The following is a 23491-nucleotide window of genomic DNA, read 5'->3' on the forward strand; positions in this document are numbered from 1 at the left end:
AAATGACATCTTAGCTTGAAACAATGCGATCGCGTCCCTCGGCTTTTGCTCGGTAGAGTGCCTTATCCGCCCTCACAATTAAATCGGAAGGCGAGGATTCCCAAGTGGGAATAACGGTTGCCACCCCCATACTCAAAGTCACATACTGACTAACAGCAGATCCCTGATGAACAATTTGCAAATCTCTAACTCCTGCTTGCATCGCCGCGGCAACGTGAAGCGCACCAGATGCATGGGTATTTGGCATAATCACAGCAAATTCTTCGCCGCCATAACGCGCTAGTAAATCTTGATGTTTCTGCGCTTTACGATTTAAAACAGCACCCACCTGTTGTAAACAAATGTCCCCAGCAGGATGTCCATATCTATCATTATAAAATTTGAAAAAGTCGATATCACACAAAATCAGCGATAGAGGAGATTCCTCTTGTGCTAAATTAATCCACTGAGTATTGAGATAATCGTCAAAGCGACGACGATTAGCCAACCCAGTTAAGCCATCTACGTTGGCGAGGTGCTGCAAAGCTTGGTTTGCTGCCTCTAACTGCTTGTAAACTTGCGCTTGTTGCAGCAGTCGGCGCAACCGCTGGCGCAATACTGCCCAGTGAATTGGCTTGGTGATGTAATCGGTTGCTCCTGCTTCAAAGGCGCGGTCTACAGACTCTTCATCATTTAAACTGGTAATCATCAAGATGGGAGTACGCTCCCATAACTTTGAGATTACAGTACTACCAATAGCAGAGTCAGTATCAAACGTTGCCAGTGCTGAGATTAAATTATTTCTGGCAATCTGGAGTAACTGCCTACAGCAGCTAAAGCCATCCATTTCCGGCATGACAGCATCTAGCAAAACTATATCTGGTTTAACAGTCTCGTAAGCATCTAAACACTGCTTACCATCAGAAACCTCGACTACCCGATAGCCTTCTTTTTCCATAGCTTTACGCAACAGCAGTCGGATGGTCTTGTCATCATCAGCCACTAGAATTAGAGGAGGTTGCTTGGAAAGAGAAAATGGGCTTATGCCTGACATGAGTTGCGTTCCACAGAAAATGAAAGTATTGGGTAAGGGAAGCCAGGAAAAACCTTGTCTCTATAGCCAAATTGGCTGTGAGCAATAGTTTTATTGCAGCTATCAAACTCCCACTTGACAGACAATTTGATAGGAGAGATGTGAAAAACAAATGTGTGATGTGTGAAACTAGTGACTTTCGGAATTATCTTGAAAGGAAATTGTGTTGCGATCGCATAGGGGCCATTTATTGCTGAGCAATGTCAGATCTTGCACAAAAAGCATCTCTTGCTTCACAACCAACTTTTTCTGACAATAGACTGCTCGATTTTGAGCCAAACAAGCGCCAGATAACTAGGTTTCATAGACAGTGTATTTAGAATACAAAGGTAAATTTTACTTTTTTTTAGCTATGATATGTAGTATGAAATGTTAGTTTTATCATTCCCTAGTGACATAGTGAAATTGCAATTATCTTGTAATGTTATTGAAAACTTCAAATGGCCAGCTTAATTATTTAGTTCTGTAATAGTTTTAAAATTAAATAATATGAGATAAAGCTATTACTGCATTGCTATAACGAGATACTCAATACTACTAGTATTACTAAACTTAACCCAGTCAGATGGTATAACTGAATTTGACCAAATCAACTGATTTGGCAAGATGTATCAGGATCGAGAATAATTACACAAGGTGAAGATATATCTGAAGACAGAACTTTATTCTTGATTTATTTTAGGTTTAATACGCTAAGTAAAAATCCTTAACTGTATTCAACAATATATACATATCTATTGTAAAAATGATAGGCAACTTTTGTTATCCAAATTTGGTAGTTAAAATAATCTAAATCTAATCCATAAATGCTAAATTAAGATTATTGTGCCTAGCTACTTAAGACTTATAATTTATTGTTGAAGAACATACGAAATTGCCGTATTAATATGCGAAAACAGTAAAAAATTCGCACATAACAAGATTTTCGGAAAATGAAAGTTTATTAACATTTACCAGATTTCCTAAATGCCAGATCCATTAATGTATCAACAGGATGTGTTTGTCGTCTTAGAAACAAACCAACCAGAACAGTTTTTGACAGCAACGGAGTTATTAGAAAAGCTCAAAAGAATTCTTCAACAACTCAAATTTCAAGATTTGTCACCAGATTTGCAAAAGTTTGATGCTGTAGAAGCCCAAGCACAATATTTACTTGACACCAGTTGCGAGTTAGATGTTGGCCCTGGGCAATATTTGCAATGGTATGCAGTTCGCTTAGAAAAGTAATTTTTGAATCAAAAGTCAATAAACTTGCCTTGAAAGTCTATTTTTATTGTTCTCTGTGAGCGCATCTCATGGAGTCTCTTGCAAAAGTCTTAAAGTATCGTCAGACTCAAATCTAGGGTTATCCGAACAAAGCCTGATTTATTAGTCTTTTAGGTATGAAGTCCGCCAAGGCGGACTTCCCTGCGGGACGCTACGCGAACATTTTTATAGCTGCAACTTCGGTCTCGCATACTTTTATTGACTATTTATTAATCAACTCTTTTTGAGTAGTAATCAACGCTAGTTCAATTTTATTTTCACCTGGCTGTGTTATTTCAACATCCACTCCAGGCCCAAAAAAGCTAGTCATTTTTTCCTGCTTTTTTTGCCATACATCAATAGGTATCAAGGGCGAATCAAATTCTAAAATCAAGGTATAAGACCCATTAACTTCTGTTTCTCGTAACCCTGTGACTACTGGTCGTTCCTCATCTGTAGGACTCAGCCCCAAAAAAGAGAGTGCGGAATCTAGATGAGCATCTTGACCATAGCAGTATCGGGTAATGTCTTTGCGAATTTTATTTTGAGTAACAGTTGCTTGCTGCTCCCGCAGCATTAACATCGACGGTGTGGTAATTTGACTAAAGGGTATGGGCTTGAGTTCATTAGCTTTGAGCGCCAGCCCACCCAACAATAGAGGAATACCGTAAAAAAATCCTACAAGGTTGAGCGTGGCATTATTAGCAGCGTAGGCAACAAAGCCAATGATGGTTAATATGCTGCCGATAGTTAAACCGAGTGTTCCCAAAGAAATTTGGCGTAGCATGAGCTTAGATTACTATAAATTCTTAATACCTCAGTTTTATTATCATCGGCTATGAGTAACAGATTAGGGAAGAGTGTTGGCTTAAACTATTAGATAAGCTCATCTCTCCAGAGCGTTGGATTTTGAGTTAAGTTTAAACTTGATGATAGTTAAAGTTTGGAAGAAAATAATGGATATACAGACGTTAAAAGAGCGAATTGCTGTAGTGCAAAGTAAGCGCGAGTATCTGCTGAGTCTGCTGGAGCAACCAAACCTAGGAACATTAAAAATTGACGTAGATCAAGCTCTAGATGAACTAGACGAGTTAATTGATGAATTTAGGCGTACTATTCCGCAAACAGAAAATAATTAAGTCGAAATAGGCAGTAGTAAGGATAAAAAACTGCGTCGGTGTAACCGTCAACTTACGGCTCTACCGACGCCCTTCAGTACGATAATTCCCAAATCCCCAGAATTGAGCTAAGCCCAGGTTTGCCAAGCAATCATAGCTATATCATTTATTCTGCAACTAAATCATCTCCTGCACGCTGACCTAATTGTCTCACTAAAGCAATGAGTTCGGTCGTGGACACATCTTTTCTGCAAAAATTATCAAAGCTAGGCATTGCTGTTGTCTCCAGAATGCTTGTATCTTCCACCGAGGAGTAAGCAAGAATTTGAGTATTCGGAGATATGGCTTTTATATGACCAGACGCACTCCAACCATCCATGACGGGCATCTGTAAATCTAGAATAATCACGTCAGGATGGCAAAGTTTAACCATTTCTATAGCTTCTTCACCATTACTGGCTAAACCTACTACTTGAATATTTTCCTGACCAGAAAAAACCAATTGTAAGGTTAAACGAGTTAATTCGTGATCATCAACTACTAAAACGCGCAAGGTAGAAAGCTCGCAGGACAACATTAACATTCCAGGGAAATAAAAAACTACGTAGGGTAATCTTTAATAGTTTATGGGAACAAGTGCCAGCACTCACTCTATCCTATGGTTGAATAACTTGTGTATTGCCATGAAAAATAATTTAGATAACTCCAAAAAATTAAAGTTTTCTAAAAAAAACTAAGTTTAGCTAGTTGTCAAGCTAGAAAGAACTTGTTTTTTAATCAATCAAGTTTGAGGTTATGCCAGTTGAACGTAATGCCATATTCATGAGAGTTTTTTGTGAATTAGCTTCTGGACAATCGTCACCAGGACGCCGCTGAATGTAACTGCCATCAGATTGTAACTCCCAAGCTTGGCGATTATCTGCCAGCATAATTCCCATGATTTCTTGCAAGTCTTTGGCAATATCTGGGTCTTTCACTGGGGTAATTACTTCCACACGGCGATCTAGATTGCGGCGCATCCAGTCAGCACTACCGATATAGATTTCTTCTTGTCCATTGTTGTAGAAATAATAAATGCGAGAGTGTTCTAAAAAGCGACCGACAATGCTGATTATGTGAATATTCTCACTGATATCTTTGAGTCCTGGGCGTAAACAGCAAACGCCTCTAATAATTAGGTCAATTTGCACTCCAGCGCGGGAAGCTTCATATAAAGTGGCAATAATTTGTGGATCGACTAGGGCGTTCATTTTGGCAACAATGCGTCCAGTGAATCCATTTTGAACATTTTCGATTTCGCGGTGAATTAGGGCTAGAAAGCGATCGCGCATATTCACAGGTGCAACCAGCAACTCTCGATAAGACTTTTGCAAAGAGTAACCTGTCAAGAAATTAAATAGATCTGTGATGTCAGCACCCAATTCTTCGCGGCAACTGAATAATCCCAAATCTGTATACAGTCGTGCCGTTTTTGGATTATAATTGCCAGTGCCAATATGCACGTAGCGGCGCATACGGTCTTTTTCTCGTCGCACTACCATGACGGTTTTACTATGGGTTTTCAGCCCCACTAAACCATAGACAACATGAACTCCGACTCTTTCTAGACGCCTTGCCCAGTAAATATTATTCTCTTCATCAAACCGCGCCTTTAATTCCACCAATACAGACACCTGCTTCCCATTTTCAGCAGCGGCAATTAAAGCGTTGACTATGGGCGAGTCACCAGAAGTCCGGTAAAGGGTCATCTTGATGGCTAACACATTCGGGTCATGAGCAGCGTGGGTAATAAAGCGCACCACTGTTGCCGAAAAGGATTGATAGGGATGGTGTACTAGCAAATCCTTTTCTCGAATTACAGCAAAAAAGTCTTTTCCTTCGTCTACTTCCAGGACATCGGGGTCTAAACTTGGTTCTCTGAGCCGTTGCAGGCGTATAGGTACAACAGATTGTCGCGGTGGGTCTTTGAGTTCCGGTAGTGGCAATGCCATAAAGTACATCAAGTCCCGTAGTCCCAAAAGACCGTCTACTTCGTAAACATCCTTTTCTGTTAATTCCAAATCTTGCAATAATCGCGATCGCACTGGTTCAGGTGTCTGGGATTGAATTTCTAGTCGGACTGGACTCCCCCCCATACGCCGTTTTCGCAATTCCTGTTCGATCGCTAACAACAGGTCATCTGCTTCATCTTCTTCTAATACTAAATCGGCGTCGCGGGTGATGCGGAAAGGATGATACTCTTGAATAATCATCCCTGGAAATAGGGATTCCAAATTATGAGCGATCGCCTGTTCTAAAGGTACTCCAGTCCAGTGGATCGGTTTTCCGTCTTGCTGATCTCCTAACTCTGGCGGTATCGGTAAAAATCGCGGCAGAACGTTAGGGACTTTAACTCTGGCAAAAAATTCCTCTTCGGTGTCTGGGTTTTTGACTACAACTGCCAGATTCAAACTAAGATTGGAAATAAACGGAAAAGGATGACTAGGGTCAACAGCAAGGGGAGTTAGAACCGGGAAGATTTGTTCTTCAAAGTAGCCCTCTAAATGAGTCCGCTGTTTTTGATTCAAATCTATGTAATCCAGAATATGGATACCGTGACTTGCTAACAGGGGTCGAAGTACTTGCTCAAAATGTTGGTGCTGTTTTGTGATTTGGGGACTGAGGGTAGACCCAATATCGTCTAATTGTTGTTGTGGCGTGCGGCCATCAGGAGTTAACTGACTAACTTTTGCTTCTACTTGTTGCTTTAAGCCTGCAACGCGCACCATGAAAAACTCATCTAAATTGGAACTGAAGATTGCTAGAAACTTGAGGCGTTCGAGAAGAGGCGTGCGATCGTCACAAGCTTCATGTAACACCCTGCCATTAAACTCTAACCAGCTTAACTCTCGATTGATATAATACTGCGGGTCACTCAGATTGATGGGGGTCGCGCTCTTTTTGGATTTTACCATGATGACCTAGTATGAGGCAGGTGTCGCCCATTTAACTGGAGAATACAAACATAGTAAATTAAATAGGGCTTGAGCGGAACTCTGAGATCTTAGTTGTGTATGGCCGCTCCGTCTCTTTGCTTGCTACAGAGCAACAATGGATACAATATTTACACAATATATAATAAATAATTTTTCCTTCTATGGAGACGCGCTGTTTAAAGTGTCTCTATAGAAGGATGTGTCGCAATTATTAACTTGATATTGAACGCATCTTAGACTTGTACAAATTGGTAAAAGATGTATTGTTGCAGAAACAGAGTAACTTGTATCAAGCCTTGTTCTATGTGTCTTAATTACGAATTATGAATTAGTACTAGATGCATTTGTTTGGGGTTAGCTCGACATCACGGTTCAACAACATCATCTCAAGCTGAGAAATACGGCGATTTAAAGCGCCAATGACTTCTTGCGGATCGGAAGGCTTCTGTAACCACCACTTATTTCCTGCTGTTTTCAATGTCAGATTGCGTTCTTGGGTAAATTTATTAACAGCGACTCGAACACCAACATAATTTGGATCAGCATAATCATCCCCAAGCATCACGCCATTGGGTTTAAGTAATTCCCAATATTGAATTATGTCTGCATATACGTCGTCCGCTTCATGGCTAGCATCAATATAAATCAAATCAGCTTTTAAGTCTTTTTGTTGTAGCCATCGGGCAGCAATATTACTTGGCAATGGCACAGGCACAATTAAGTCATGTAGGTTGTTATACATGACATTTGCTAAAAATTGGTAGTAAAGTGTTGGCCAGCCATGCTTTCGGGACAAATTAATTAAACTAATGGAGCATTCTCCCGATAAATACTCTATTCCTCCAAGCCAGGTATCAATGCAAATAATTGTGCCGTCAATGTGCTTCTCTTGCAAAAGCTTTGCCATGTGAACAGCAGAAGCCCCCTTCCAAGTGCCAACTTCGATAATAATCTTGGGTTTGATTTGATCGATTAATTGACTAAATGAGGGATGGTTACTTCCCCAACCTTGCAAGTCTAGGGGATAATCGCGGTAGTTGAAATGCGCGTAGGGATTCTCTAAACCCAGCTTATCCGCAATTATTTGAGTTGAATCTTTGAATGCAGTTGCCTTACCGTTCTGTTCAAAGTCAACTAAAGAGATTTCCAAGACTGATGGTGCAGGAACAAAAGAATTGTCTTGGGCTGTGGTAGATACAGCCAGAGTATAAGCTTGAGTTAGGGATTCTTTTTCCCAAGGAAAACCTTGCGGATATTTAGTCTGCATGACAGCATTGCCTTGATGGAAAAATTCCAGTTTTACAGAAAACTTACCCATTCCTACCCGATAATTAAATGTGTAGAAACCAGTGGTATCACAGCGAGGATAGGCTTTGATCAATTCGTTGCACAGGGTAATATCTGGACTTGGAATGCCAGTTTCAGCAAATCTCACATAAAACAGGTGAGCATATTCGATAACTATTCTTTTTTTCAGAAAGTAGCAACTGGTGTCCACGTGATGATAGTCACCTTGGAAAACTTTCCATCGACCTAAACTTTCACAATTATCATAGGTTGCGAAAGTGCCATCTGCGTTTACTATTTTTCTCAATGCATAAGCCCAATCAAGTTGCTTTTCTTCGACAAGCTGAGCTAAGGAACTAATATGATTTGGCTCAAACCAGTTATCCTCATCTAGAAAGGCTAAATAATCCCCCTTGGCTAAGAAAGGCGACATGCCATAAATACGGTGTCCATTAAACCCATCCTTACCTGTAGCGTAGGGTAAACAAAGAACATGGGTTTGAGGTTTCTTAAACTCAATTTCCTGCAAAAGTTCTTGGGTTGCAGCTTCCCGCTCTTGACCATCGATGACAATTAAATGTTCAATGTGTGGGTAATCCTGATCTTGGACGCTTTGAATCGCCTGTTTTAACAAAGGATTACCTGTTACAGGGGTGATGATAGAAACTAGCATTGTGTAATTACCTCCAGGTGCGAATAGTTTGACCGCAGTCGTAAGCAATAATGGCAAGTTGGAAAAATCTAGCTATTTCGGTAATAGCGGCTTGATTTTCGTACAACACCGAAGCTCGTTTTTGGATTTCTTGCTGAATGTGGCTACGCCATTCCAAGTCATGCACGAGGCGATAGGCCATCTCAACATAGGATTGAGCGTCCCAAGCAACGCAATCCAGCAAGCCCATTTGTTGATAAAATCCATAAGTAAGCCGGCTACGCAAGTAATCTCCTGGCCAGGTGACAATAGGTAATCCAGCCGCAAATGCCTCTAAGGAAGTGTTACCACCTCCAAAGTGAATGGGGTCAAGCATGACATCCCCTAACATCAATAGCTGTAGATATTCTTCATAACTGAGCCGTCGCATAATGCAGATCCGGTTTGCCACATCGGGAATGGTTTCTACCCAGCGTTGGCGCAGTAGCTCATCCCAATGAGAGGAGATTCCTTCAAGCAGCACAAACCATCCCTGTGGATCACGCCGCAACAAATCTCCAATAATTTGGTCAAACTTTGGATGGAACTTAAATGAGCTTTGGGGACAGAGGTAAAGGGAACCTTCTGGAGGTAAACCAAAAGTTTCACGGCTAGCAGGAAGGGGTAGAGTTGGCTGGGTGTAATAAATTCCTGGTTGTTGCAGTCGGATCAGACGCTCGCTGTAATGATCCTGAGCATTATCAGATTCAAAAACCTCTGCTGAGAGAAAGTAATCCATGTTGGGGATACCAGTGGTAGAAGGGTGTCCCCAAGTCATACACTGAACTGGAGCCAGTCGCGCAAAAGCCAGGAAGTAAGACAAAGGAGCCATCCCAATGTCGGTATAAAACAGCAAGTCTAGTTCCTGTTCAGCAATTTGCTGGCGAGCCTTGACTAAATTGTTTTCCAAGGAAATAACACTATCCGCATAGCTACCAATTTTTGCGGTCATAGCATCCTTAAAATCAGGCAGGCGTAGCAAAATTACTTCAAACTGGTCACGAGGTAATTTATTAAGAATGCCTCCGTAGAGTTTACCCATTGTGTGTCCCCGGAGAAATTGGGAACAAAAGCCGATCCGCGATCGCTTCTTTATCGGACGATCGCCTTTACAATGAGGAGCAACCCAGTCCAGATTTGGGCAATTATTCAGGTAAAAGCGAGCTATTGTTGCTTGCAATTGGCGATCGTTGCGACCATGATAGGCTGGGTAAAAATTTACTCCTGAAGCAACACCAACCGGATCTCTGAGTGTGATTCCTTCACTGTCTAACGCTTGAATTTCATGAAGCAAGCGATCGCGCTCTTGATCAATTTCCTGGCAAGAACTGAGAATTATAGGCAAAGACAGGGCCCGTCGAACTCGAAGATTCGGATCGCGGCATACAGAATAGCCTCGTCGCAACACGTCTCTGCCTTCAGCAAGCTGTCCTTGAGAAATTAAAGCTTCTCCCAGGTGATAGTAAGTTTCAAACTTATCTGGCTCTAACTCCAGAGCTTGTCGCAGACTCTCAACCGCCTTATCTACTTTATTGGTATGGATATAAATCAGACCTTGTGCATAATGTAGATTGGCACATTTAGGATATTGCTCTAGACCTCGTTGGCTACAAAACAAGGCTTCCTCTATCCGAGACTGTTGACGCAGAAGACGACACAGACAAATCCAGGCATCCTGGTCAGTTAATCCCAAATTTAGAGCTTCTTGATAGCTTGTAATAGCCTTATCTATGCAACCCGTTAGCACAAAGATATCAGCTAAATTTTTATGGGCAAGGGCATAATGAGGACGCAACTTGATTGCTTGTTCAAAGTAATCGCTAGCCTCTTGCCATTTCATCCGCCGTTTGCAAATAATGCCCAGATTGTTAAGAGCTTCGGGAAAATCTGGTTTTAACTTTAGGGCTGTTTCTAAACACTCTGTTGCCTCTTCTAGTTGATTTTGTCGAGTTAAGATTAATCCCAAATTCCGGTAAGCCTCTGCATAGCTGGGAGCAATATCAATTGCTCGACGGTAACAAGCAATAGCTTCTTCAACTTGTCCTTGGTCTTTGTAAATATTTCCCAGATAATTATGGGCGATCGCTTCTTCTGGTGCTAGCTGAATTGCCTGTTTTAAATAGACAATAGCTTCTGCTAACATTCCCTTTGTTTTCAGGGTTGAACCTAAATGTTTGAGAGTATCAACATCATCGGGATTTAATGTTAAAGCTTGTCTGAATAGGGCAATAGCTTCATCTAGCTCCCCTTGCTGCGTCAACACTAAGCCCAAATTATTAATGGCTTCGAGATAGTTAGGGTTCAGATTCAAACCTTCTCGAAAACTGCTTATTGCTTCATCTAACTTGCCTTGCTCTCTGAGCAAAAGTCCTAAATTATTCAGAACTTCTGGAAAGTTTGGTTGCAAACGCACAGCTTGACGATAACAAGCAATGGCCTCCTCAACCTGTCCCTGGAGGGAAAATAACACTCCTAAGTTACTGTAAGCTTCCGCGTACTCTGGGTTGATATGTAGAGCCTGCTGAAATGCACCCACCGCTTCTTGAAGTTGACTACTCAAAGCTAAAGCGGTTCCTAGTTGGAAATAAAATTCTGGTGCATTTGGGCTTTTAGTAATTTCTTCTTGAAAGTAGGCAATAGCCTCTGAGTAATGCCCTTTGGTAAGCAAAGCAGTACCGTCACTCATGTATCTAGCCCTAAGTTTATAAAGAAGATTAAAAACATTACGCAATGTGCAACTGTTTCTAGAGCAAGCTTTTTAAAAGCGTAAGAGTTCCCTTTAGAGTTAGCTAAATGAGGATATCTCACTCAAACTAAATTGCAACAATAGCCTGATAATTTATATCTCAGGCTAATAGTTAAAGTCGTCTCAAGACGACTGGTAAGGGAATTCAGTCCACACTTTACGAACTTTCGCTATTCTCCAATCCTTTCAAGAGGATTAAACCCCATTGATGCATAGGTTGCAGTTCACTTAAGTGGACTTAAGCTATTAGCCAAGAATTAAATTTCTTGGCGGGAGATTGGGCAAGTGCAAGATTTGAATTATCCCTAACTCTCCTTAAAAAGCAGAGAACTCAAGAGAAAGTTGCGTATCGCGTAAATATTGCAAGCGTTACCTAGTACATCATCAAAGCTTAAATGTAACATCAGTACTTTTACTGAAATAAATTTACATTGTAGTTTTTCTTACACAAAATATTATGTATCAAGTAACTTACTTAAATACAGCGGTAGGATTTATTTGATTGTTATTAGTCTTATTAACTAATATATGCTCTATTTTTCTTAAAATTTTAGTACTAGCTTTCAAGCTCATATTAGAAATTATACTTGTTAGTACTTAAAATTTATCACCAATATATTTTTGCATTAATTCAGTATTTGTACTGAAACTTCTACCTAAAGTGAAAGCTATATTAAGAGCGCAAAGATACACAATAACGAGGAGTTCGTAAACATGAAAGTATCTGCAATTCTCAAAGGAAGCGTTTGTTTGTTAGGTTTGGTTGGTGCTGGTGGTTTGTTGGCAGAGCAAGCAAATGCAGATCAAGCAGCTGCTCGTGCTTCTGCTTCTGTTACCAGACCCGGTAGTGTTACTGAAAGCCTCAGTGGTGAAGTGCTACTGCCCACTGGTTATTATTTCAACGGTACAGGTGGCAACACTTTGACAGTTACACCTAGTTATAACAACCCAGGAACAACCAATCAATCCTTAAACGGTTTAGCTTTCAATGCTGGTACACCTGTAGCTACAAACAGCTCAGGCACAATTGCTGGTGTTGTTATCGATATGCTCCAAGGTGACAACACTGGTAACGTTAACGCTGCAACCATTGACGATGCAGCAGCTATTATCAAAGCCGCTGCTGGCGCTGATGGTCTAGAGTAGACTGGGTTTTGCACCACACAAGTTTACACACTATGAAAATCTGGGCAAAATTTCTACAAGAGGCGTAGATTAACTAAAGAAGGCAAGATTACAAATTTCAAGCTGGAATAATAGTTAATGCCTCTAGAATTCAAAAAATTGTCCGGGTTATCTACAAACTAGCAACTGCTAAATCTAGCAGTTGAGTAGGACACATGTAGGAAAGGGCAGTAGGAATACTGCATATCTTTTCTACATGTTTTCCACATGGCATTATCTAATACCATCTACCAAACCTACTATTTTATTCATGCAATAAATTAACTACAGTTAAAATACTGAGACGATTCCCAAAGTAAAGGTTATATAAGGCAAAGATACACAAAACACGAAGCTTGTAATCATGAAAGTCTCTGCAATTATCAAAAGTATTTCTCTGTTAGGTTTGGTTGGTGCTAGTAATTTGTTGATAGCACCCGCAAACGCAGGTCAGGGTGCTGCTCGGTCTGCTGCTTCAGTTACCAGACCCAGCGGTGTAACCGAAAGCCTCGCTGGTGAAGTGCTTACGCCTATTGGTTATTACTTTCAAGGAATACCAGCAGTTCCTACAATCCCTGCAATGCCTGCAAATCCTGGTACTAAGTTTTATGATCCCGGTACTGGTTCTACTCCTGTACCACCTGGGGCCACAACCACAATAATTGGTGGTGAAGAATTTTATCGACCTGGCTCATCCGGGCCATTTTTTCCCGTAGAGTTAGTAGGAGCATCGCCTGCAACCTCTGAAATACCTGGAATACCCGGTGCAACGTTAAAAGTTACACCCACTTACACTAACGCAGGAAAAACCAACGAATCCCTAAACGGTTTATCCTTCAATGCTGGTACGCCGACAGCAGTGAGTAGCGCAGGCACAGTTGCGGGTGTTGTTGTAGACGTACTTCAAGGTGATAATACTGGTGTTAAAGCTCCAACTATCGATGGTGCGGCAGCTGTCATCAAAACCGCTGCTGGTGCTGATGGCTTAGAATAGACTGAGCTTTGCACTGCACACTTTTACGACACCAGAAAAATCCGACAAAATTTCTATCAGAGGCGTAGATTAATTCAAGAAGGCAAGATACAGGTGTTAAGCCCAAAAAATTAAATTATGTAGGTTGGGTTGAGGAACGAAACCCAACGTTTCCAAGCCTTTGTTGGGTTTCACTCCATTCAACCCAACCTACTAGCACGTCAGCCTTAAAACGTTGGGTTCAAAAAACTATAAAATCCAAAATGAAACTATTCTATGATTACTCAACCCAACAAATTAAGCTTGTCGCGCTACTACAATTATTCTTGTTAAGCTGGAATCAGGATTAATGCCTCTAGAGTTCAAGAAATTGTTCGGGTTATCTATATATTAGTAACTGCTAAATCTTGCAGTTGAATAAAACATATGTAGAAAAGAGCGTCAGGAATACTACGCATTTTTCTACATATTTTTTGCATATTAATAGTTTTATTTAATACCATCTGTCTGACATCTTATCGTCCATGTACGATATATTTTTATACTACTTGCGCACCGAGAAACTTCAGTCTTACCACTGAAACCACTCCCAAATACGAAGGTTATATTAAGAACACAAAGATAAACAATACGGAGAAATTGTTAATCATGAAAGTATCTGCAATTCTTAAAGGTAGTATTGGTCTGTTAGGTTTGGTTGGTGCTAGTAACTTCTTAGTGGCCCCTGCAAATGCAGACCAAGCAGCTGCTCGTGCTGCTGTCTCAGTTACTAGACCTAGTTCTCTTACAGAAAGCATCAGTGGTGAGGTGCTTTTGCCTGATGGTTATTATTTCACAGGGCCATCCGGCGCAACTTTAACAGTTACACCTGTTTATACCAATCCAGGAACAACCAGTCAATCTGCAAGCAGTCTATCCTTCAATGCAGGTGGAAATGCAAGTACAGGTACACCAGGATCACTATCTGCTGCTGTTGTAGCTATTCTTAGAGGTGCTAATACTACCCCTGGTGTTAACGCTGTAACTATTGACGATGCATCGGCAATCATCAAAGCTGCTGCTGGCGTTGACGGTTTAGAATAAACTGAATTTCTATATACTTGAACAACAAGACTCCTAACTTTTTCGAGAAGTTGGGAGTCTGTTTTTTGTTCACATTAATAAACTATTATTTAGTCAAGTTTGATATTGATGGGTGAGCAAGTTCGTAGTAAGGACTTTAGTCCTTCTTTTAAAGCACTAAAGTCCTTACTACAAACCTTCAAAACTAGCTTGACAGACTACTACAATCACTGTCTACCTTGACTGTAGTTTATAAATCTAAAAATGGTTGTAAGCATTACGGAGAGAGAAGATTAGTATAATATTTTTATTTATTTTAAGCAATTATCATTAGCCAGATAAAAATAAATATCTAAAAACCCGGTTTCCTGTTCAGGAACCCGGTTTTTTTGTTATTGAATTACTTGAGTTTATTAAGTCATATTTAATACTACAAAAAATTTCAGTAGCGTATTACTCAAATCCTTCTTAAAAGTCATGATTATATTACAAATACAAAACCACGCGATGTCTAACTTTAATGCTGTCATTGTGAAGTTAATAACACTTTAGAAAAAGTCGTACATCGCGTAAAACCAAAAAACATCAAGAGTTCATAAATCATGAATAAACTATTTAGCCAATTATCTATAACAATCAAAGGAAGTGCCTGCCTGTTAAGCTTAGTAGGTGTGAGTAATTTCTGGGTAGCGCCAGCAAATGCGGAACAAGCTGTTGCTCGTGGTGCTGTTACAATAGTTAGACCTTCTGGTGCTTATCAAAGCTTGAGTGGTGAACTGTTCTTACCTGAAGGTATGTATTTCAACTCAGGAAGTAATCCTACTTTAATAGTTACACCTATCTTTACCAATTTAGGCACAAGTAACGAAAGTATAAAATCTCTTTCTATTTCTGCGGGAACACCTGCAAGTACTGCAACCATTGATACTAACCCATTTGTTTCTGTAACAGGACAAACAGTGGAGGCAGTAAAAAATGTAAACGAACTTGAAGATGCAGCAGCTCTCATTCAGGCGGGTAATGGAGTTCAAGGCTTATCAGGGGCTATGGAGTAGACTAGCTACTCTATGCGATTGATCATCTACGACACCAGGGGCATCTATGTTAATAAAATTAAAGTCGATAACCACCTTGAAGCTGAAGTTCAAATCCGCTATCACCTGTACCAATTCTGGTTTCTAGGAAAACATTATTGTCAGGGAAGTTATACTTTAAAATACCCCCGTAGTTGAAACCAGAAACTCTATTATTCAAACCTCTATTGCCCACACTGTAATTTTTGATATAAGTTCCAAGAGAAAAGTTTGAAATTACTCTATGTAAACCTTGTATTTCAAAGAAAGTTTCTTTACCTATCTCGAAACTTGTTTTCAAATTTAAACCACTACTAGTACTAAACTGTCCATTAAAAAGGACTAGTAATTCTCCATTGCTATTATCTTGAACAAATGCTATGCCAGGAGCTAAAGAATAGCCAAATTTCTTCTCCTGATGTTCAAAGAAGTAGCTAAGGAAAGTAGTAAAAGGATTATTTCTACTAGAGGCGCTATTCCAGGTAATTTTCAAGAATGGTACATGATTATCAATAGCTACAGGTTTTTTTGCTGAGTCGAACTGTACATAGGTTTTAATATAGTTAAGCAAAATATTAGTATAAATACCAATAGTTGGTTCTTCTAGTCCTAGATTATTGTTAGAAACACCTGGGGCTGAGTTTGCATCTATATTGAACCAAGTTCCTAAGTTAGCACTATAGTTAAAATCACCAGAAGAACCTGCTGTTAATAATTCAATTGTAGGTAACAATAGCTCACCAGAAAATCCTTTAAAGCTAGTGCCTATTTTATCAACTCTGGTGAGTTCCATATAATCGAATGCTAAATCAAATGTCCGAACGTTAAGCGGTACTACAGTATTATCGTTTGAACTAAAACTCTGTACAAATTGCCTGCCCTGAGAATCAGTTAAAATAATTTGTGCAGCAGAAGCTTCATTAATTGGGCTAATAGAAGTATTATCAAGAGGAACTGCAATTCCAGCGAAAGTCAGTGGGCCAAATTTTTCATTAGAAAGACTGAGATCAGAAAAGTAAGTATCACCTGGATCTAAAAGTTCAATATCTCTTTCTAGAAACTGAACTGCTCGTCTATGATTTCCAGTTCTCACTTGTAAAATGCTTGATTCGTTGGGATTAATTTTACTTGGTAGTGTGAAAGTTCCTGATACTTGTGCTAAACCACTAGCTGAATTGGCATAGGCTAAAGTACGATTAAGTCTTTGATTTATTTGTCGTCTTTGAAAAGGTGTTGCAGTTGTTTTTAAAGGGGCAAAACCTTCTCCATTCTCAAATTCTTGGCGTGCTTGTACTAAGCTTTGGTCAATTTGTTCGATTTGAATTGCTTCAAAAATTCCACCTAGTGCCATGCCTAATGTGGAATTAATGGTTTGCTTATAATCAATACTAACATCGTTTAAATTAGCCGTTATGGATAAACCTGGAGCAGCAAAAATATTAGAATAAGTAGCACTAATTTTTACAGAATCGTATTGAATAATACTACGATTATGGGGATAGCTGACGTAGAATCTATACCAATTAGAACTATCTTGTTCCTCAGATAGAGTTTCAGATGTGGGCGTCCTTTTTCCAAAAGATACCCAAAATAAAGAATTAAGATAATGTAAGTCTCTCTCAGTTTGAGAAAGGAAAGGATTGACTGCTATATTTAATAAATCGAAGTTATCGAATTTGCTACGTTGGGCAACTTTAATACCTGGTGCTGAAGTAACCGGAGCCGAAAAACCAAAACCTTCTCCAGTTATAATATCTCCCCAGAAAATGCCAGCTGCTTCTAGAACGTTATTAGGGATGATTTCTCCTTCTCGAAGTCTAATATTGCCTTCATCTAGGAGAGGTTTCAAGTCAATTGTAGGAAAGCCTTGGATAATTTGGGGGGTATTGCTAGCATCTAACGCTTGGAATAAAGCTCCACCACCATCAGGACTATAAGTTGAGCCGCTACCAATAATTGGTGTACGATTTTCTAAAACTGTGACGTTAGCACTTTCCAAATCAACACCACTATTAATCACAACCCTACCAGCAGGTACGCCTTCAGGATTAATCACCTGTCCTGCTACTGAGATTAGGGACAACTCATTATTATTAGCTTCCCCATTTAAAGCTTCAAAATCAGGAGGCAAACTGACGAGAGTTTGCAATCCCCAAAATGCTTGCGATGATGTAACATTTTGAGTGATATAAGTGTCAGTTTGTCTTCCTTGATAAAGGATACCTGCTTGCGAGCCTTTAGTATCAAATACTAGCCTATTGTTACTGGTAACCCAGTAAAACTGGTCATTTTTAGAAAAATTGGCATAAGTAAATTTATCAATAATCTGACTATCTTGTGAATCTCTAACACTGATATTTGTATCTACATAGTTTTCGTTTTCGTTTGGCTTAAACAATTGAGCATTAAAAGTAATATTATCTGTTGGATTAACAATCCAAGAATATCTATTAGCACTAGATGTCAGGGCATCAAGAATAATTTTTTTTTGCTTTTCTTGTTGTTGCTTTTTAGATTGGCGTAGTTTTTGTATTAGTATCTCTTGCGTTTGTGTATATGGTCTTCTTTCATTCAAATTTGATGGTTTAGTTGTATCTGGTTCAGGCTCATCCTCACCTTGCTCAGGTGGTTTGGGAGGTTGTACCTTAAAATCTTCAATTGGAATAACCTCAGCTATTATGAGTTTCGGTAACTGTTCTGTTTGTTGTGAATTAGATTTAGCATTTTTTAAATGCTGTTTTAACAGTGCTTGGCTTTGAGATTTTTCTAATTCATACAATTTTTTTTCTATAGTAGAAGCTGGTTGGAAATTTTCACCGGAATTTATAATTAAGCTAATACTGTTCTGATTGTCTAATTCTAAGGCGATCGCAAATGATTCATTCAATATAGATTTTGTTAAAATAGTAGGTAAGAGCAGCCAGAATAAAATAATTCGGATATTTATTGTAATTTTCATCAGTAGTATATGCCAGTAATCAATTTAACCAAAACCTTGCTGTTTTCCATAAAATAAATAATATTTTGCTTGACAAAGTTAACCAGATAACTTCTAGTTCAAATTCAGACATATCTAAGAGGAGTAAATTCAAATTAAACAGCTAAATTTGACCACCAATTTTGTTTGCAAAACAAAATTGGTAGCTATCAGATATAAGCTATTACTTTGATGTTAAAAAATCAGTGTTTACTGTTTGCTTTCATACACTAAGCAGTCATCTCGCCAATCTTGATATAGGTAACTGAAGAAAACAGACTTTTGTAACCTAGCTGTAAAGAGTCAAACAGTCTTAAGCAAATTCACTGCAACAAGAGTGTAATTCTTGAGTCTAATTTTATCCTCAGTAATATCACTGAAGTTAAACAAGAAAGCTCTAATTTAACCATATAAATACTTAGTACAGCTATGTTGAGTGAAAAAAGTGGAGTAAAAAAGTATGTTTCAAGCTACGCGTCGCCGCCTTGCTCTTTGGTATACTGCCGTCACTGCCGTACTACTACTACTGTTTGCCAGTGGTGTTTATTTATATGTCCGTAGTACACTGATTGAGCGGATTGACGATACCCTAAACCATGTAGTGGAAATAGTAGAGCGATCGCTCGTTATCGAGTCAATTAATTCCGATGTTGATAAATTCCGCATAAATGTAGAAGCCAGTTTTCGTAATAACGCTGACACTGTAGAAGATGATCACATCGACCTAGAATGGTTCAGTCCAACTGGTGAATTACTTTGGTCAACACTATCAGAACCTTTAAATATTCCCATTCATTTCAACCCTGCTGGTGAAACTGTGCGCGTAGTTAAGCAAGAGAGGGGGACAGGGGGAAATGAGCAACTTCTCACTCCTAACTCAGGACGAGCTAACGTTAACAGCACTCAAGGAGAAGTCAAATCGGCAGAACCCACCGATCTGAACTTCTCCCCAGGGGAGAAGCCAGGGGCGATGAGTGGTGACTCAGCCCTGTTATTGCGACAAGTAACACAGCGTGTAGAAGTCGGACGGCATGTATTGGGATATCTGCGTGTTAGTCATCCCTGGTTTGAAGTCACCAAACCCAGTCGTCAGTTGATATTTGATTTGGCACTGGGTACTGGATTAATGGTACTTTCCGTGGCTGCTAGTGGCTGGTTTCTTTCGGGTAAAGCAATGGAACCGGTTGGCGAGTCTTATCAACGTCTCAAACAATTTACCGCTGATGCTTCTCACGAACTCAGAAGTCCCATTACTTTAATTCAAACTAATGTGCAAGTTGCCCTTGCTGACTTGGAAGCACAGACAGAAGCCACTATTTCTTTACACTATCGGCAACAGTTAAAGGTGGTGGAACGCTTAACACAGCGTTTAGGTAAATTAGTCAATGACTTACTATTCTTAGCACGGCAAGATAGTGGTATTACCAAAGATATCTTTTCACCTTGTCCGCTGGATGCTTTGCTGATAGAAGTGGTAGAAGAACAACAACTGTTAGCTGCTGAACAAGCAATCACCCTTTCTCTAAAGTTAGTTGATCCTCCCGCTTCAGAAAGCAGTCTTGAATTGCTAGAGAATTGGTTCACATTTATAGGTAACTGGGATCAACTGGTGCGGCTATTTACAAATTTGATTGGTAATGCCTTGCGCTACACCCCTGCTGGTGGACGAGTAAATGTAGAATTGGCGCGTATTGAGGGGATAAATCGGGTGTCTGGACTACGTTACACCAGTGCCCAATTGCAAATCAAAGTCAGTGATACTGGGATTGGAATTCCACCGGAGGCTTTACCACACTTGTTTGACCGCTTTTATCGAGTAGATCCGGCGCGTACTCATAAAACTGAGAATAGTGCTACACAAAGCGCTACTGGTTCAGGATTGGGATTAGCGATCGCTCAAGCTATTGTCGAACATCATCAAGGTCAGATTCAAGTAGAAAGCACACTTGGTAAGGGCACAACATTTATTGTCACTTTACCAATAACTCTTGAGTCTTAAATTTTTAATTTAATAATTGTTTCCTGTGATAGATGCAGACGTTTAGTTTTAAATATTAATTTATATTGCAAAGGTTGAGAAATTAAACCATAATTCTAGCTTTTAAAAGTTTTATATTGCTACTGCTAGTTTATTTTTGGTGAAATTTTCTTTACCCATGACGCATTTATAAAAGTATTTCGGAGGGTTTAGATGCCACCAGTTCCCATAGAAGAAAAAGATACGGCTTTTTTAGAAAAGGTTAAGGCTAAGAGTGGTTTGGCAGATCTTTACGATGCTAGAGACTTAACCGAATTAGTATTCCGGGTGATGCGCGACTTGATGACTACCGAAGCTGCCGACCGGGTTGAAGAGGAACTGCACAAACCAGCCGAAATAACCGATGATAAATCGCTGCAAATGGAAATTGCAGATTTATGGCACGATACAAATCCGATTGTGGGATTCCTGAGCCGAGTACGTCCACCTTGGCAAGGGCCTGGTATCTTCAAAATTGATAGCGATCGCTTTTTGTTTCGGGTAGCAAATGAAGGTGGAATGCCACCAAATGTAGACCGTGAACAGGTGGTTAAGGCTGTTTTTTCTGCCACTAAAGACGAGTTATCCTCAGAACGAATTCAAGAAATTGCTAGCTGGTTGCCTGATAAAGTTCGTCAACTTTGGGAAGAAGCTTAATAAAGTTCAAAGTTAGGAGTTAGGAAATATTTCTTAACTCTTAACTATAACTATTGATTTATTTACCTGCTGCTTACGGCTTACAAATATACTTAAAAGCCATGTTCTTTCATATCTATAGTAAGAGGTAAAAATTTTATTTATTAGGTAATTTTAAGATTACTATTTATTTTAGATTTATTAAGTAACAATCAAATCTGAATACAGCATGCACAGCTAAATGGGTTTTCCTGCCCAATTCTAACTGCTGTTAAGTGTAGCAGTGTAAATGATGTAAATGAAGTTAAAATATTTTTCCCAGGAGGTAAAAATGAATAAAGATTATCTAAAGTTACGCAAATCGGCTGAGTTACTTGGCGCTATTTGTGGAGGATTACTAATGAGCTTGCCAGCAACTCCTCAAGCAGCAGTAGCACAGCAATCGACTCCCAGAGTCAACCCCTGTCCAAGAATTTTCTACGAAGAACCACATAACAGTCGGGTTGTAGTGCCACAGGGATGCCCTCCGAATGCTTTCACTCAACAACGCGAAGTACAAGGAGGGACTTCTAGTCAAGCAGTCCCAAGCCAACAGGTTCCGATTACAACTCAACCAGTAGCGCCAGAACAAGGTGTTTCAACTCCACAGGTTCCGACTACAACTCAACCAGTAGCGCCCGAACAAGGTGTTTCAATTACTCCACAGGTTCCCACTAGAACCCAATCACCATCACCCGAACAAGGTGTTTCAGTTAGTCCACCTACATCCCAATCGTCAATACCCGGACAAAGTGTTTCAACTCCACAGGTTCCGACTACAACTCAACCACCAGCACCCGAACAACAACAAGCCCCCAGCACTACGATCGCACTGGCGAATGGTAGAGTTAGTGTCAGGTTAGTAAATGACACTGCGGCTAATGTAACTTACGAAGTAATTGGTGATACAGCACCGCGATCACTAGAAGGTAAGTCAGATGTGATGTTGCAAGGTCTAAATGCGCCAGTAACAGTAACATTTCAACGGGAAGATGGCGGACTACTTAGAGCGATTCCTCAGCCTTCTTCGGAGCCAGGAATGTTAGAACTCAGACTGAACGAAGCAACTGACGTAGGTAAAGATAGAGGTACGATGCGGATTCAGCAAAATGGTGCAGTATTGTTGAATTAGTTAAACAAACAAAAAGATTCCCGACTTTTCTAAAAAGTCGGGAATCTAGGCTTTTTTAATCACCTTAACGCTTCTGAATTTTAGCCAGCTTACCTAGCAAAAATACTTCCCGCTTGTTGTCTTCTAAGTTCCGAGCCAGTGTAATCGCCCTTTCATAAAAATTGCGGGCAGTTGGATAATTACCCATTTGCTCATACAACTGAGCATAAGACTCAAACGATCTTAATTCTTCCTGGAGACTTTTTAATTCGTTAGCAAGTGCTAGGCGCTGTTCTAATAAGTCAAAGGCACGTTCATAGCGTCCTACAGCACTGTGAGCTGTAACTAAACCATCAATTGATCGTAATTGATTAGTGCGATCGCTCTTAGTTTTTGCTATCCGCATTGCTGCCCCATAAGTGCCAATCGTATCCTGATAATTTCCAGATGCTAAGTAGGCATCACCCAAATTATTCAGAGTATTAGCTTCACCGATAGCATCGCCAGTTTGACGGCGGAAAATTAAAGCATTTTCATACAGTTTAATCGCCTTGTTATAATCTCCCAATCTGGCAGTTACTAAACCTAAATTGCTCAAAGATAGCCCTTCTCCTTCAATATTTTTGACATCATGAGCAATTGAAAGTGCTTCCTCAATAGTTTTGCCAGCAGCAGCAAACTCCCCTTGTTGCAGTAAATATGTAGCGATATTATTTAGCACAAAAATCTGAGATTGAAAGTCTTTAGTATCACGAGCGATCGCTAATCCTCGTCGTAAAGCATCATCCGCTTCTTTGAAACTACCTAGCTGGACATAAGCCTTAGCAAGCAAATTATAAGTTAGACCTTGTGCTTTTAGGTCGCCAATTGAGTGATATATTTCCCGTGCCTGCAAGCAAGACGCAATTGTTTTATTAGCATATCCTAAAGCGTATTGTTGTTCAGCGATACGTAGCAAGCTGTCTGCTTCATCTCTTGATTGTCGCCCAACCGAACTATTTAAAGGGCGATGGAGTTGTTGCGTAATATCAACTGCACCCGCTGCTATGGGACTAAGCAAGAAAGTAAACAGTAAATAAAAAGTGCAAAATTTAAATTTGTCAACCTGGCGTAAGACATGGGTGACAGCCAAAATCCATAAACCATAGCGTCTTGAGTGAAGAGTTGGCTTTAAATCCAAAATATTATCCCCTAGCACATGCCGTTGTTTCATAAAACTTACCCCTGAAATTTCGGGTTTAAGTAGAAGGTCTAAGAAGAAGTTTTAATGTTTTAAATTGAAGACAATCAATATACGCGTTTGTA

The 23491-nt window shown here is 39.8% G+C and carries 17 protein-coding genes; 9 read left to right on the forward strand and 8 right to left on the reverse strand.

Annotation, left to right across the window (positions count from 1 at the left end):
* Window positions 1-10: 10 nt before the first annotated feature.
* Complete coding sequence (locus HCR01_RS19765; RefSeq protein WP_193197812.1) at window positions 11-1033, reverse strand: response regulator; 1023 nt, start codon at window positions 1031-1033, stop codon at window positions 11-13.
* A 1005-nt stretch (window positions 1034-2038) separates the two neighbouring features.
* On the opposite strand from HCR01_RS19765, the gene HCR01_RS19770 reads away from it, so the two are divergent.
* A complete protein-coding gene (locus HCR01_RS19770) occupies window positions 2039-2299 on the forward strand; it encodes a chlororespiratory reduction protein 7 (protein ID WP_193197813.1) in 261 nt (86 codons plus the stop codon).
* Between the two features lie 241 nt (window positions 2300-2540).
* Here the strand turns inward: HCR01_RS19770 and HCR01_RS19775 are convergent, their stop codons facing one another.
* Window positions 2541-3104: a DUF2854 domain-containing protein gene (locus HCR01_RS19775; RefSeq protein WP_193197814.1), complete on the reverse strand. Its 564-nt coding sequence runs from the start codon at window positions 3102-3104 to the stop codon at window positions 2541-2543.
* Window positions 3105-3273: 169 nt separating this feature from the next.
* On the opposite strand from HCR01_RS19775, the gene HCR01_RS38845 reads away from it, so the two are divergent.
* Window positions 3274-3456, forward strand: coding sequence for a hypothetical protein (locus HCR01_RS38845; protein WP_162396892.1), 183 nt, complete (start codon window positions 3274-3276; stop codon window positions 3454-3456).
* 145 nt (window positions 3457-3601) lie between these two features.
* Here the strand turns inward: HCR01_RS38845 and HCR01_RS19785 are convergent, their stop codons facing one another.
* The 4 genes from HCR01_RS19785 to HCR01_RS19800 form a co-directional block, all read right to left on the reverse strand.
* A complete protein-coding gene (locus HCR01_RS19785; protein ID WP_193197815.1) occupies window positions 3602-4018 on the reverse strand; it encodes a response regulator transcription factor in 417 nt (138 codons plus the stop codon).
* A 190-nt stretch (window positions 4019-4208) separates the two neighbouring features.
* Window positions 4209-6389, reverse strand: coding sequence for a polyphosphate kinase 1 (ppk1, locus tag HCR01_RS19790; protein WP_193197816.1), 2181 nt, complete (start codon window positions 6387-6389; stop codon window positions 4209-4211).
* Between the two features lie 355 nt (window positions 6390-6744).
* The gene (locus HCR01_RS19795) at window positions 6745-8370 is read right to left on the reverse strand and encodes a class I SAM-dependent methyltransferase (RefSeq protein WP_193197817.1); all 1626 of its coding nucleotides are present in this window, start codon (window positions 8368-8370) and stop codon (window positions 6745-6747) included.
* A gap of 7 nt (window positions 8371-8377) precedes the next feature.
* On the reverse strand, window positions 8378-11074 hold the full coding sequence (locus tag HCR01_RS19800; protein WP_193197818.1) for a tetratricopeptide repeat protein: 2697 nt from the start codon (window positions 11072-11074) through the stop codon (window positions 8378-8380).
* Between the two features lie 774 nt (window positions 11075-11848).
* Between HCR01_RS19800 and HCR01_RS19805 the strand changes: the two genes are divergently transcribed.
* The 4 genes from HCR01_RS19805 to HCR01_RS19820 all read left to right on the forward strand — a co-directional run bounded on the left by HCR01_RS19805 (window position 11849) and on the right by HCR01_RS19820 (window position 15388).
* The gene (locus HCR01_RS19805) at window positions 11849-12280 is read left to right on the forward strand and encodes a hypothetical protein (RefSeq protein WP_193197819.1); all 432 of its coding nucleotides are present in this window, start codon (window positions 11849-11851) and stop codon (window positions 12278-12280) included.
* A gap of 382 nt (window positions 12281-12662) precedes the next feature.
* Window positions 12663-13292: a hypothetical protein gene (locus HCR01_RS19810; RefSeq protein ID WP_193197820.1), complete on the forward strand. Its 630-nt coding sequence runs from the start codon at window positions 12663-12665 to the stop codon at window positions 13290-13292.
* Between the two features lie 627 nt (window positions 13293-13919).
* A complete protein-coding gene (locus HCR01_RS19815; RefSeq protein WP_193197821.1) occupies window positions 13920-14354 on the forward strand; it encodes a hypothetical protein in 435 nt (144 codons plus the stop codon).
* Window positions 14355-14935: 581 nt separating this feature from the next.
* A complete protein-coding gene (locus HCR01_RS19820) occupies window positions 14936-15388 on the forward strand; it encodes a hypothetical protein (protein ID WP_193197822.1) in 453 nt (150 codons plus the stop codon).
* Window positions 15389-15446: 58 nt separating this feature from the next.
* Here the strand turns inward: HCR01_RS19820 and HCR01_RS19825 are convergent, their stop codons facing one another.
* On the reverse strand, window positions 15447-18365 hold the full coding sequence (locus HCR01_RS19825) for a hypothetical protein (protein ID WP_193197823.1): 2919 nt from the start codon (window positions 18363-18365) through the stop codon (window positions 15447-15449).
* Window positions 18366-18843: 478 nt separating this feature from the next.
* Here HCR01_RS19825 and HCR01_RS19830 point away from each other — a divergent pair, with 478 nt between their 5' ends.
* From HCR01_RS19830 to HCR01_RS19840, 3 genes are all read left to right on the forward strand, one after another.
* A complete protein-coding gene (locus HCR01_RS19830; protein WP_193197824.1) occupies window positions 18844-20382 on the forward strand; it encodes a sensor histidine kinase in 1539 nt (512 codons plus the stop codon).
* 192 nt (window positions 20383-20574) lie between these two features.
* Window positions 20575-21057 (forward strand): DUF2267 domain-containing protein, encoded by a 483-nt coding sequence (locus HCR01_RS19835; RefSeq protein WP_162396899.1) that lies wholly within the window; start codon window positions 20575-20577, stop codon window positions 21055-21057.
* Between the two features lie 310 nt (window positions 21058-21367).
* Entirely contained in the window at window positions 21368-22207 is an 840-nt protein-coding gene (locus tag HCR01_RS19840; protein WP_193197825.1) for a hypothetical protein, read from the forward strand.
* Window positions 22208-22271: 64 nt separating this feature from the next.
* Here HCR01_RS19840 and HCR01_RS19845 read toward each other — a convergent pair whose 3' ends face one another.
* On the reverse strand, window positions 22272-23399 hold the full coding sequence (locus HCR01_RS19845; RefSeq protein ID WP_193197826.1) for a tetratricopeptide repeat protein: 1128 nt from the start codon (window positions 23397-23399) through the stop codon (window positions 22272-22274).
* Window positions 23400-23491 lie beyond the last annotated feature (92 nt).

It is taken from the genome of Nostoc sp. MG11, assembly GCF_014904695.1.
GTDB lineage: Bacteria > Cyanobacteriota > Cyanobacteriia > Cyanobacteriales > Nostocaceae > Komarekiella.